This window comes from Actinoallomurus sp. NPDC052274 (genome assembly GCF_040679475.1).
Lineage (GTDB): Bacteria > Actinomycetota > Actinomycetes > Streptosporangiales > Streptosporangiaceae > Actinoallomurus > Actinoallomurus liliacearum.
Map to the genome: position 1 here is coordinate 39586 of NZ_JBFAUT010000027.1, position 12099 is coordinate 51684.

Consider the following 12099-nt stretch of genomic DNA (forward strand, 5'->3'; position numbering starts at 1 on the left):
GCCGGCCGGTGACGCCTCGGTCTGCCTCACGCCCGGCAGGCGAAGGCGATGAAGTTGCGGCTGGGCGCGACCGCGAGGACCTCGTCGAAGGTCTCCTCGACCACGGCCGTGACCTCCCGGCGGGTCAGCAGCTGGGTGCGGTACGAGGCGGTGCGCACCCGCCCGTCGGTCGCCCGGATCAGCGCCGCGCTGCCGAAGAACAGCGCGCAGCGGCCCAGGTGGCGAACGGCTCCGTAGCGCTGCCGCTGGAACTCGTGGAAGTGGTCGACGGTCCAGACGTTCGTGACGAGCACGCCACCCGGGGCCACGAACTCGCGCAGTCGCCGCAGGACGGCCCCGACCTCGCCGATGTGATGCACCGCGTCGATGCACACGACCAGATCGGCCGTACCCAGGTCGTGGTCCTTCCAGAAGTCGCCGTGGACGAGGCGCAGGCGGTCGTCGCCGACCCGTTCGGAGGTCAGTCGCAGCGCCTGCTCGGAGATGTCATTCGCCACGATCTCCTCGGCCGAAGTGAGCCGCGCGACCATCTCGGTGAACTCACCGGTCCCGCAGGCGAACTCGATCACCTTGCGGGCGTTCGCCCCGTACCGTTTCAGCAGGTCGGCGATTGCCGCCTTCTGTTCGCGGAACTCGTCGCCGAGCAGCGGATGGCGCTCGGCGGCGGTACGGTCCCAGAAGCGCGCCGCCCAGTACGCCCGCCCCTCAGGCGGGTACATGCGAACCAGCTTCGTGCCCGACCGGACCAGCAGTTCGGCGATCATTTCGTCTTCCTTCCGATAGAGAATGGCGGATCAGGCGCAGGAGCGGGCGGAACAGAACGGCACGCTCGTGACGTACACGTCCTGGGGGTCGCCGGCGGCCCCGCCCGTCATCACGAACGCGGCCACGAACCGATGCCTCGTGTGCGCGAGCCCCGTGTACGTGCCGAGGAACGGCCCGTCGAACCAGCGGATGGCGGTTCCCAGGTCGAAGGGTCCACCGGTGCGCCGCTCCTGCCATCCGGCGGCACCGGCGGCGCAGCGGTCGCCGTGGCAGCGGGCGATCCAGTGGTCGGCCGCGACCGCGGGATCGGTGGTGTCGTCGCGCAGGTCGTAGTAACCCACCGCCAGCGAACCGTCGGGGGCGGCGTCGACCTGGGGAAGGAACGCCTGCCCGGTCCCGCCGGCCGCCGAGTCGGGCGTGTGGTTGATCTTCACCGGGCGCGTCCAGGAGTGCCCGCCGTCGGCGGAGACGGTCAGGGCGATCGCGCTGCCGCTGCCGCTCAACGACCCGTCGGCCCAAACGACATAGACCCGGCCCCGGCGGTCGACGGTGACGTCCGGCACGATCGAGCCACCGACGATCGGCGTCGTCGTTCCGGGCAGGACCGGGGTGGCCAGCCGGGGCTCGGCGATCGTGGTCGGCGCCGACCAGGTGGCGCCGTGGTCGGCCGAGCGGATGACCTGGATCTGGTCGCCCGTCGCGGCGGCAGGTGCGGCTCCGGCCACTCCGGACGGCGCGGCACTCGCGCCGCCGATCGCGAACGGCGCTTCGTGGAACACGTTCAGCAGCGTCCCGTCGGGCAGGACGACGATCTGGTTGCCGATCGTGCCCCGGCCCTGCGACGGCTGGTAGATCGACCGGGCGGGTTCCCACGTGCGTCCCGCGTCCGTGCTACGGCTGTACAGCAGCGAGTGCCGGTCGTCCGCCTGGTGCCGCCGATTCCAGACCAGGTAGACCCGCCGGGGGTCGGACGGATCGACGGTCAGGGCCGGTTTGTCATTGAAGTAGTCGCTCATCGGGTCGCTGACGATCTGCGTCGGACCGCTCCACGTGTCTCCGCCGTCCGCGGAGGTCAGGACCGCGATCCCCGTGCTCAGCGGGCTCACACCGGCCGCGACGAGCGTCGCGTAGAGCCGGCCGCCCGGCGCGAAGGCGAGCCAGACGTTGGTGATCCGCCCGTACCGGCCGCCCGCGCAGAGCGTCACCGGCAGGACGACCCGCCGCCACGTCCGCCCGCCGTCGCGGGTCACGGCGGTCACCGCGCCGCGGGCGCTGCCGTATCCCCAGCGGTCCTGCTGCCAAGCCACGACCCAGTGCCGCTCGTCGGCCGGATCGACGGCGATCCACGGCTCCGCCTGGGAGCCGGCGGCGAACGTGTCACCGCCTCCGGCGTCCGCCGCACAGCCCGCGAACGGGTCGCCCGCGGCGACGAGCGCCGGCCGGACGGCGGCGAGTGCGGGGGTGGGCGAAACGGTGGCCAGCGCGGACGCCGTCAGCGTCACAGCGGCGGTCATGAGACGCGTTCGGCGTCCAGCCATCGGAAGACCTCCGGATTCCACGGCGGCCGCGGCGCCCGCGGCGGCGAGACCGACCGTAGGAAGGCGGGCTAGAAGACCGCTGGAGCGTCGCCCGGACGCGCCGGCGACGGACCCCAGCGGCGCTCGAGCCGCCCGAGAGCGGCCGACCCGACCATCGGACGCACGTGGCGGGGTTCGCGCCGCCACCGACGAGTCGTCGAAGGAGCGCCATGGACACCGAGGTGCTGATCGTGGGCGCGGGGCCGGTCGGCCTGACCGCGGCGATCGAACTCACGCGGCGCGGCGTCGCGTGCCGGGTGGTCGACGAGCTGGCCGTCCCCCGGGACAGCAGCCGGGGCTGCACGGTCTACCAGCGGACCCTCGAGGTCTTCGACGGCATCGGCCTCGCCGTGGACGACTACGTCGACGAGGGAGTCCAGCTGCGGAACCGCGTCTACCACCTGTTCGGCGAGGCGATCGGCACCGTCGACATGGCCGAACCGGACAGCCCACGCCCCTACCCGCTGCTGATCAGCCAGGCGGTCACCGAACGCCGCCTCGAAGGCCGGCTGAACGACCTCGGCGTCCAGGTGGAACGCGGCACCTCGGCGACCGATCCCGTGCGCAAGGACGACGCCGTCGAGGTGACACTGAGCCGCGCGGACGGCGGGAGAACAGTGATCCGCACGTCGTGGCTGATCGCGGCGCAGGGCGCCGCGAGCGGCGTCCGCGAGGCCCTCGGCGTCGAATGGGAGGAACAGCGCCGGTTCGGCCTGCGGGTGCTGCAGGCCGACGCCCGGATCCGGCTGCCGCTGCCGGTGGAACAGGGGGAGGCCCACATGTTCTTCGGCGCGAACGGCCACGCCGGGTTCGTTCCGCTGCCGGACGGACGGCATCGCGTCTTCGTCGTACGGCGTGCCGAGGCGGCCGCGCGTGGCGGTGACCCGGACCTGGAGGAGATCGGGGCGGAGATGCGCGAGGTGTGCGGAGTCGGTGACATCGGACTGTCGGACGGCCGGTTCGCGTGGCGCGTGCGGCTGCAGAACCGCATCGCGTCGCGGTTCCGGGTCGGCCGGTGCCTCCTCGTCGGCGACTCCGCGCGGGTGTTCGCCCCCGTGTACGCGCAGGGCATGAACACCGGCGTCCAAGACGCGGTCAACCTCGGCTGGAAGCTCGCCGCGGTGATCCGCGGCGGAGCCCCGGAGACGCTGGTCGACAGCTACGAGGCGGAACGCCGACCGGTCGCACTCGAACTCCTCGAGCGGACCGAGCGGTCACTGGACTTCGGCGTCCAGCCCGCGCCGGAGCGCGAGGCACTGCTGCGGGCGGTGACCGTCAACCGCCGCAAGCGCACCCAGTTGCGCTTCGGTTACCACGACTCCCCGCTGACCCGCGAGCTGCTCGGCGACGCCGACGGCCCACGGGCCGGTGAACGGGCGCCGGACGCCCCGATCGGGACCTCCTCGCTGTTCCGCGAGTGGCGGGACGACGACCGCTGGACCCTCCTCATGGTCCCGGACGGACCGGCGGGGGAGAGCCTGGCGAACGGCTTCCGAGACCCGGGCGGGTGGACGCGCGACCGCGACCCCGCCGCGAGCGCGGCGGCCTCCGCACTGCGGACCGTGCTCCGGGGTCATGAGACCCGGCTGATGGTCCTCAGCGACCCGGCACCCGCCCTGCGAGACGTGTACGCCCCCTCGGGGTCCCGACAGGGCCGTCTCTACCTCGTACGTCCCGACGGCTACATCGGCTTCCGCGGCGCCTTGCAGGACGCCGAACCGGCCGCCTCCTACCTGCGGACCGTGCTCGGCTGAGCCGGTTCCTGGCGTACGGGCCTCCGGGCGCGTCGAGATCGCGGGCACCACGACTCGGCACGCGGCCGGGAAGACCGTCACATCGTCCAGCGGTCGCCCGGCCGCGACACTTCGAGGAAAGGATCCACTCATGCCGTCCTGGTCGTCCAGAACACTGACGGCGCTGTCCCTGACGGCCGCCGCGCTCACCGCGGTGCCGGCGGCGCACGCCGCGCCACGCGACACCGCGCCGCACGCCGCGCCGCCCCACGCCATACCGCTCGTCCCCGTCGAGGTCACCGCCGACGGTTTCTGCGCCGCCACCCCCGATCCGCTCGCGCCCGGCCCGGTCACCTTCCGGGTGAGCACTCCGGTCGCCGACGGCCGCTGGTGGTCGGTGCTGCGGTTGCGCGGAACGGCGACGATGGACCAGGTCGCCGCGGAGTTCGGCGCGAGCTACTCGACCGATCCGGCGGTCGCCCTCCCGGCGTTGCGCGGCATCTACCGTGACGTCGACTTCAATGGAGGCGCGTCGGTCTTCCCGGCCGCCCCCGTCTCGGTGACCACCCACCTGGAACCGGGGACCTACTACCTGTCCGACACGGCCCTGAACGGCGCCACGGACGGCTGCGGCGGCGGCCGGACGCACCTGCAGCGCGTCCAGGTCGCCGAAGGGCCGCGGAGCCGGCACACCCCGCTGCGGTACAACGGGACGGTCGACGCGCGGGAAACGCCCGCGGGCCAGCGGTTCGCGGTGTCGCCACGGCTGTCCGCCCACGCCGTGCTGCGCGTCACCGACCACACCCGGCAGCCGCACGAGCTCATCATCGCCGCCGTACGGCCGGGCACGACGGACGAGGACGTCCAGGCCTACCTCGACGCGCTGCGCAAGGGTGACACCACCTCGGTACCCGATCCGTTCGGCGCGACCGCCGGCGGGATGCTCGCGATCTCCCCCGGGCACGAGGCCATCTTCCGGATCGACCTGAAGCCGGGGCGCTACAGCCTGCTCTCGTTCGTCCGGAACCCCCAGACGGGGGTCAAGAGCGCGTTCGAAGGCATGCACACGACCGTGACCTTCCACTGACCTCGCGAGGATGGATCTTCACCGACCTCGCGCGGGCGACCCGAACTCATCCCCGGCCAGCGGCCGTCGAGCTGGTCTCGAGCCGCTGTCCGCATCCTCGAACAGCAGTACGGCCATACGAATCCCGCACCAGCGACCCCATCGGAGGTGGCCCATGTCGGCGGCGTCGGACAGCAGCGAGGCCCAGCCCCATCCCGCCCAACAGCTCAACCGGATCGTCTTCCGCCCCTGGGACGCGCAGATCCTCTCGGCAGCGGTCCGGTTCGACCTCGCCGGACGCCTCTCCGGCGGACCGCGGACCGCCGCGGACCTCGCCGCCGAGATCGAGGCGGACCCCGGATCCTTCGGCCGCTTCCTCGGCGCGTGCGCCACCCTCGGGGTGGTACAGCGCGACGCCGACGGCCGGTACGCGCTCACCGCCGTGGGGGAGTATCTGCGCACCGGAGACGGCGGCCTCGGCAACGTCATCCTGATGAACACCACGCCGGGCATCTGGAACCGCGCGGCCCGGCTGCACGAGTCGGTGCTGACCGGCCGCATGGTCCTGGACGAGGCCGGCGAGAACCTCTACGAGTACTACGGCCATCACCCGCAGGAGCGGTCGTGGCACGCGGCCGCGATGGCCGACCTCAGCATCGACGCCGGCGAGGTCATCGCCGAGCACTACGACCTGTCGGCGTACTCGACCATCGTGGACGTGGGTGGCAGCTGGGGCGTTCTGCTGTCCCGGGTGCTGCGGGCGGCTCCCCACGCCAAGGGCATGGTCTTCGACCTGCCCGGCATCGTTGAGGGCGGCCGGGAGGCGACGGCCGGCAGCGACGTCGCCGACCGGCTCAGCTTCGTCGAGGGCAGCTTCTTCGCCGACGCGCCGCCCGCCGGCGACCTCTACATCATCAAGCAGGTCCTGTGCGATTGGGGCGACGAGGACGTGGCCAGGATCCTGGCGAGCTGCTATCGCGGCGCGCCGCCCGGCAGCCGGCTCGTGGTCATCGACTGGGTACGGCCGAGCGGGCCGGAGCCGTCCGACGTCGACAGCATGAGCGTCGGCCTGCAGGTCGTCACCGGCGGCCGGGTGCGCACGGAGGAGGAGTTCGTCGGCCTCATCGAGGGCGCGGGATTCCGGTTCGACTCGACGGTCACGCTGCCGAGCAGGGTCATTCCGCGGCCCTGGTATCTGCTTCAAGCATACCGACCCTGATCGATTCTTCCGCTTGACTCGTGGTGGCATCGCCGGTTCCATGAACGGGGAACTGATTCCCGTTTCCTGATCAACGGACGACCGGAAGGGGACTTTGTCGAATGAGCGGGTCGAAGCGGCCGGAGTGGACGGTTTCCGCCGTGGTCGAAGCGACGGTCGACGAAACCTGGCAGGCGCTGATCCATTCCTTCCCCGGCCTGTCGAAAAAGGCCGGTCAGGTGTCTCCCGGCAGGGGTGTCCAGCACATCACGGCCACCCCTGACGGAGAGACGGTCGAGTGGAGCTTCGAGGTCGACGCTGACCAGCACGTCATCGGGCTGCAGGGGAGCTGGTGGTACCGCGGCGAGCACGCGGTGGTGCCCCACCAGCGCGGCAGCGCGATCACCTACAGCGTCTACAACGTCGCCCCGGGCGGCACGCGCTGGCTGGTGGGGGTGACGGAACGCGGCAGCGAGACGCGCCTGAAAGGGGAATTCCAGCAACTCATCTCCGATGTCGGAAATCGACTCGGTTGTCGCGTTACGTATTCCGCCGGATAGTCCCCGGCCAGTTATTCGGCGCCGCCTCAATCCGCCTTGAGCGCACGACCAGCGGACACCGCGAGCATGACCTCACCGAAAACGACCATCTCGTGGAGGTCCGCAGTGAAGGCACTGGTCCTGGCGGGCGGGCACGGCACCCGGCTGCGCCCCATCACCCACACATCCGCGAAACAACTCGTCCCCATCGGCAACAAACCGGTCCTCTTCTACGGCCTCGACGCGATCCGCGCCGCCGGAATCCAGGACGTCGGGATCATCGTCGGCGACACCGCCGATGAGGTACGGCGTGCCGTCGGTGACGGCTCACGGTTCGGACTGCGCGTCACCTACATCCCGCAGGAGGCACCGCTCGGCCTCGCGCACGCCGTGCTGATCGCGCGGGAGTTCCTCGGCGACGACGACTTCGTGATGTACCTCGGCGACAACTTCATCGTCGACGGCGTACGCGGCATCGTCGAGGACTTCCGCCGATCCCGGCCCGACGCCCACATCCTGCTGACGCGCGTCGACGATCCCACCCGGTTCGGCGTCGCCGAGCTCGACGAGACCGGCCGCCTCGTCGGCGTCGCGGAGAAGCCCGAGCGGCCGCGCAGCGACCTGGCCATCGTGGGCGTCTACCTGTTCACGCCCGCCATCCATGAGGCGGTCCGCACGATCAAGCCCGGCGACCGCGGCGAACTGGAGATCACCACCGCGATCGGCCGGCTCCTCGAACGCGGCGCCGACGTCCGATCCCACGTCATCACCGGCTACTGGAAGGACACCGGGCGGGTCGAGGACATGCTCGAGTGCAACCGCCTCGTGTTGGAGACCCTCGAGCCGTACAACCACGGCGTCCTCGACGACGCCACCGAGATCGCCGGGCGCGTGGTCATCGAGGAAGGCGCGCGGGTCACCGGATCCCGACTCGTCGGGCCGCTGGTCGTCGGAGCCGGCGCGACCGTGCGCGACACCTACGTCGGCCCTTTCACCTCGATCGGCCCCGGCTGCACGCTGACCGACACCGAGCTGGAGTTCTCGATCGTGATGGAGCGCTCCTCGGTGATCGGCGTCCGGCGCATCCGCGACTCGCTCATCGGCAAGGACGTCGAGATCAAACCCGCGATCTCCACCCCACAGGCGCACCGCTTCGTCCTCGGAGACCACAGCCGGGTCCGGGTCGCCTGACGCGGATGGACGTGGCATCGAGCCAGGTTCAAGCCCAGGCGTGTGCGATGAGTCGACAGCACGCCGCAGCGAGCACGTCGGCGGGGGAGCACGCCGGCAAGGGGAGGACGTCATGCCGTACGCAGCCATCCGGTACCGGGTCAAGCCGGGATGTGAGGACGAGCTCGCAGAGATCTTCGACGGGTTCCAGCGCGTCGACTCCCCGGTCCTCCGAGACGAGAACGGAGAGCCGGCCGGACGCCTGCTCGGCACCGCCGTCTTCGTCAAGGACGACATCCTCGTCCGGATCATCCACTACGAAGGCGACTTCTTCGCGATCGCGCGGCACATGGGCGCGCAGCAGGGCGTGCACCAGACCGAGGAGAGGCTCGCGCCGTACCTCACCCACCGGGCGCCGGCCCGCACGCCCGAAGAGTTCCGCGCGACGTTCCAGGAGGCCCTGATGCGCAGCGTCTCGGAGCTGAGCGTCGACACCCACCCGGAGGAGACGCACCCCGCCCGGCCCTGACACCGGCGCGGCACCAGCGCCTCCGCACCGGGCGTCGAGCCGCCCTCCCCAGCCTGTTCACCTGACCGCACCGGTCGCGCCGCCCGGTGCGGCCCATCGACCTCGTCACCCGAAACGCCCAGGGAGAGACCATGCCGAACAGGACCCTGATCGTCGCCCGAATGGAACCGGACCAGGCCGACGCGGTGGCCAAGCTGTTCGCCGAGTCGGACGCCACCGAGCTCCCGCACATGGTCGGGGTGTCGCGCCGCACCCTGTTCCGCTTCCACGACCTCTACTTCCATCTGGTCGAGGCGGAGGACGACGTCACTCCCAACCTCTACAAGGCGCGCAGCCACCCGTTGTACGTCGACCTCAGCGAGCGGCTCACCAACCACGTGCGGCCGTACGACCCTGACTGGAAAGAGCCCAAAGACGCGATGGCGCAGCCCTTCTACGTCTGGTCGGCGACCTGACGCATCCGACCGCCCAGTCTTCTTCGATCCAGGAGTCACCCTCGTGTCCACATCGCCAGCCCAGAAGATCAACGCGCGGGACGTCGCGCCGAACCGGCGGCGCGGCGGCGACATCCGCGTCCTGCTGAGCCCCAAGACGGTCGCCTCGACCTCCGGATTCATGGGGCAGCTCACGCTCGAACCGGGCGAACACGTCTCCGAGCACTACCACCCGTACTCCGAGGAGTTCCTGTACGTCGTCCGCGGAACGATGGTCATGAAGGTCGAGGACCAGCCGGTCCGGCTCAATGCGGGCGACTCCCTCATGGTCCCCATCAAGGCCCGCCACCGCCTGGAGAACGACGGTGAGGAGCAGGCCCTCGTCGTCTTCCACCTGAGCCCGCTCGCCCCTCGCCCCGAACTGGGGCACGTCGACACCGAGCCGCTCCCGAACGCCGCCGATCCGACGCTCCAGGTGGGCCACGGATGAGGACACGAGATCGAAGGGCCGTCATCACCGGCATCGGCGTGACCGCCCCCGGAGGCATCGGCACCAAGGCCTTCTGGGACATGCTGACCGCGGGCCGCACGGCGACCCGCACCATCACCCTCTTCGACCCGTCCGGGTTCCGGTCCCGGATGGCCGGCGAGTGTGACTTCGACCCGGTCGCCGAAGGCCTGTCGCCCCAGGAGATCCGGCGGATGGACCGCGCCGCCCAGCTCGCCGTCGTGGCCGCCGGCGAGGCCATGGAGGACAGCGGCCTGGTCTTCGACCAACTGCCGCCCTCCCGCATCGGCGTCAGCCTCGGCAGCGCGGTGGGCTGCACCATGGGGCTGGAGGAGGAGTACATCGTCCTCAGCGACGGCGGACGCCACTGGCTCGTCGACCACCTGTACGGCGTGCCGCAACTCTACGGCTACATGGTGCCGAGCACACTCGCCGCGGAGGTCGCCTGGAAGTGCGGAGCCGAAGGCCCCGTCGGGCTCATCTCCACCGGTTGCACCTCCGGACTGGACGCCGTCGCGTACGGCGTGCAGCTGATCGAGGAGGGCTCCGCCGACGTGGTCGTGGCCGGGGCCACCGACGCCCCGATCTCCCCGATCACCTCCGCCTGCTTCGACGCCATCAAGGCGACGTCGCCCAATAACGACGACCCCGAACACGCCTCCCGGCCCTTCGACCGGAACCGCGACGGTTTCGTGCTCGGCGAGGGCGCGGCGGTCTTCGTGCTGGAGGACCTGGACCGGGCCCGCCGGCGCGACGCGCACGTCTACGCCGAGTGCATCGGGTTCGCCAACCGGAGCAACGCCTTCCACATGACCGGCCTGCGCCCCGATGGCCGGGAGATGGCCGAGGCCATCACCGTCGCCATGCGGCGGGCCGGTATCGGGCCCGACGACATCGACTACATCAACGCCCACGGGTCCGGCACCAAGCAGAACGACCGCCACGAGACCGCCGCGTTCAAACGCAGCCTCGGCCACCGCGCCTACGAGGTCCCGGTCAGCTCCATCAAGTCGATGATCGGGCACTCCCTCGGCGCGATCGGATCGATCGAGATCGCCGCCTGCGCCCTCGCGATCGAGCACAACGTCGTGCCCCCCACCGCGAACCTGCGCACGCCCGACCCCGAATGCGATCTGGACTACGTGCCCCGCGTCGCACGGGACCACCGGACCGACGTCGTACTGAGCGTCGGCAGCGGCTTCGGCGGATTCCAGACCGCCATGCTCCTCGCCCGCCCCGGGACGGCATGACGTGAGCAGAGCCGTCATCACCGGCCTCGGAGCCGTCACACCGAACGGCCTGGGCACCGGCGCCTACTGGCTGGCGACGCTGGCCGGGCGCCGGGCCCTCGGGCCCATCACGCGCTTCGACCCGTCGCAGTACCCCGTCCGTATCGCCGGCGAAGTCCGCGACTTCACCGCCCGCGACCACGTCCCCAGCCGCCTCATCGTCCAGACCGACCACTGGACCCACATGGCCGTCGCAGCGGCGGACATGGCGCTCGGTGACGCCGCCGTGAACCCCGCCACCCTGCCGGAGTACGAGATGGCCGTCGTGACCGCCAGCTCTTCCGGCGGCACCGAGTTCGGCCAGAAGGAGATGGTCAACCTGTGGGGCCGCGGCCCCCGGTTCGTCGGCGCCTACCAGTCGATCGCCTGGTTCTACGCCGCGACCACCGGCCAGATCTCCATCCGGCACGGCATGCGCGGCCCCTGCGGGGTCATCGCCACCGAACAGGCCGGCGGGCTCGACGCGCTCGCGCACGCGCGCCGCCTGATCCGCGAGGGCACCCGGCTCGTCGTCTCCGGCGGCGCCGACGCCTCCCTGTGCCCGTACGGCCTCGTCGCCCAGCTCAGCTCCGGCCGGCTGAGCACCCGCGACGACACCCGCCGCGCCTACCTGCCCTTCGACGTCGACGCCTGCGGGTACGTCCCCGGCGAAGGCGGCGCCCTCCTCGTCGTCGAGGACGCCGACCATGCCGCCGAACGCGGCGCCCCCCGCGTCTACGGGGAGATCGCCGGCTACGCCGCGACGTTCGACCCGCCCCCCGGAAGCGACCGCCCTCCGACCCTCGCCCGCGCCATCGAGAACGCGCTCGCCGACGCCCGGATGGAACCCGACGCGATCGACGTCGTCTTCGCCGACGCCATGGGCGTGCCGGAATTCGACCGGAGCGAGGCGGAGGCGCTCACCGGCGTCTTCGGGCCCGGCCGCGTCCCTGTCACCGCCCCGAAGACGATGACCGGCCGCCTCTACGCGGGCGGCGCGGCACTCGACGTCGTCGCGGCACTGCTCGCGATCCGCGACGGTGTCATCCCGCCCACCGTCGGCGTCGAGCAGCCCGTACCGGACCACGGCTTGGACCTCGTACGGGACCGGCCGCGCCGGTCACGGGTCCGCTCCGCCCTCGTGGTCGCCCGCGGCTTCGGCGGCTTCAACGCCGCCCTCGTCCTGCGCGCCCCCTGAGCACCCGAACGCGGGGGGGGGCGGCCCGCCCCGGCCCCCCCCCGGGCGCCCCCGGGGGGGGCGGCCCAAGGTCCGCCGCCGCCCCCCCCCGGGCCCCCCCCCCCCGGGGGGAGC

12 protein-coding genes are annotated in these 12099 nt (G+C 71.7%); 10 read left to right on the top strand and 2 right to left on the bottom strand.

Annotated features, from left to right (window positions below):
- Positions 1-26 precede the first annotated feature (26 nt).
- Together AB0K82_RS23190 and AB0K82_RS23195 are read right to left on the bottom strand one after the other, a co-directional pair.
- Positions 27-764 (bottom strand): class I SAM-dependent methyltransferase, encoded by a 738-nt coding sequence (locus tag AB0K82_RS23190; RefSeq protein WP_364400093.1) that lies wholly within the window; start codon positions 762-764, stop codon positions 27-29.
- Positions 765-794: 30 nt separating this feature from the next.
- The gene (locus AB0K82_RS23195; RefSeq protein ID WP_364400096.1) at positions 795-2279 is read right to left on the bottom strand and encodes a sialidase family protein; all 1485 of its coding nucleotides are present in this window, start codon (positions 2277-2279) and stop codon (positions 795-797) included.
- A 233-nt stretch (positions 2280-2512) separates the two neighbouring features.
- Between AB0K82_RS23195 and AB0K82_RS23200 the strand changes: the two genes are divergently transcribed.
- From AB0K82_RS23200 to AB0K82_RS23245, 10 genes are all read left to right on the top strand, one after another.
- Positions 2513-4096 (top strand): FAD-dependent monooxygenase, encoded by a 1584-nt coding sequence (locus tag AB0K82_RS23200; protein WP_364400099.1) that lies wholly within the window; start codon positions 2513-2515, stop codon positions 4094-4096.
- 130 nt (positions 4097-4226) lie between these two features.
- On the top strand, positions 4227-5162 hold the full coding sequence (locus tag AB0K82_RS23205; protein WP_364400101.1) for a hypothetical protein: 936 nt from the start codon (positions 4227-4229) through the stop codon (positions 5160-5162).
- A 154-nt stretch (positions 5163-5316) separates the two neighbouring features.
- Complete coding sequence (locus AB0K82_RS23210) at positions 5317-6360, top strand: methyltransferase (protein WP_364400104.1); 1044 nt, start codon at positions 5317-5319, stop codon at positions 6358-6360.
- 101 nt (positions 6361-6461) lie between these two features.
- On the top strand, positions 6462-6899 hold the full coding sequence (locus AB0K82_RS23215) for a hypothetical protein (RefSeq protein WP_364400107.1): 438 nt from the start codon (positions 6462-6464) through the stop codon (positions 6897-6899).
- A gap of 105 nt (positions 6900-7004) precedes the next feature.
- The gene (locus AB0K82_RS23220; RefSeq protein WP_364400109.1) at positions 7005-8069 is read left to right on the top strand and encodes a glucose-1-phosphate thymidylyltransferase; all 1065 of its coding nucleotides are present in this window, start codon (positions 7005-7007) and stop codon (positions 8067-8069) included.
- Positions 8070-8181: 112 nt separating this feature from the next.
- Positions 8182-8577, top strand: coding sequence for a SchA/CurD-like domain-containing protein (locus AB0K82_RS23225; RefSeq protein WP_364400112.1), 396 nt, complete (start codon positions 8182-8184; stop codon positions 8575-8577).
- Positions 8578-8708: 131 nt separating this feature from the next.
- Positions 8709-9032 (top strand): TcmI family type II polyketide cyclase, encoded by a 324-nt coding sequence (locus AB0K82_RS23230; protein ID WP_364400115.1) that lies wholly within the window; start codon positions 8709-8711, stop codon positions 9030-9032.
- 43 nt (positions 9033-9075) lie between these two features.
- Positions 9076-9501: a cupin domain-containing protein gene (locus tag AB0K82_RS23235; RefSeq protein WP_364400118.1), complete on the top strand. Its 426-nt coding sequence runs from the start codon at positions 9076-9078 to the stop codon at positions 9499-9501.
- Positions 9498-10769, top strand: coding sequence for a beta-ketoacyl-[acyl-carrier-protein] synthase family protein (locus AB0K82_RS23240; protein WP_364400120.1), 1272 nt, complete (start codon positions 9498-9500; stop codon positions 10767-10769). The genes AB0K82_RS23235 and AB0K82_RS23240 overlap by 4 nt, the downstream gene beginning before the upstream one ends.
- A 1-nt stretch (position 10770) precedes the next feature.
- Positions 10771-11985 carry a ketosynthase chain-length factor gene (locus tag AB0K82_RS23245; protein ID WP_364400122.1) on the top strand — a complete coding sequence of 405 codons (1215 nt, stop codon included), beginning with the start codon at positions 10771-10773 and terminating at the stop codon, positions 11983-11985.
- Positions 11986-12099: the final 114 nt, after the last annotated feature.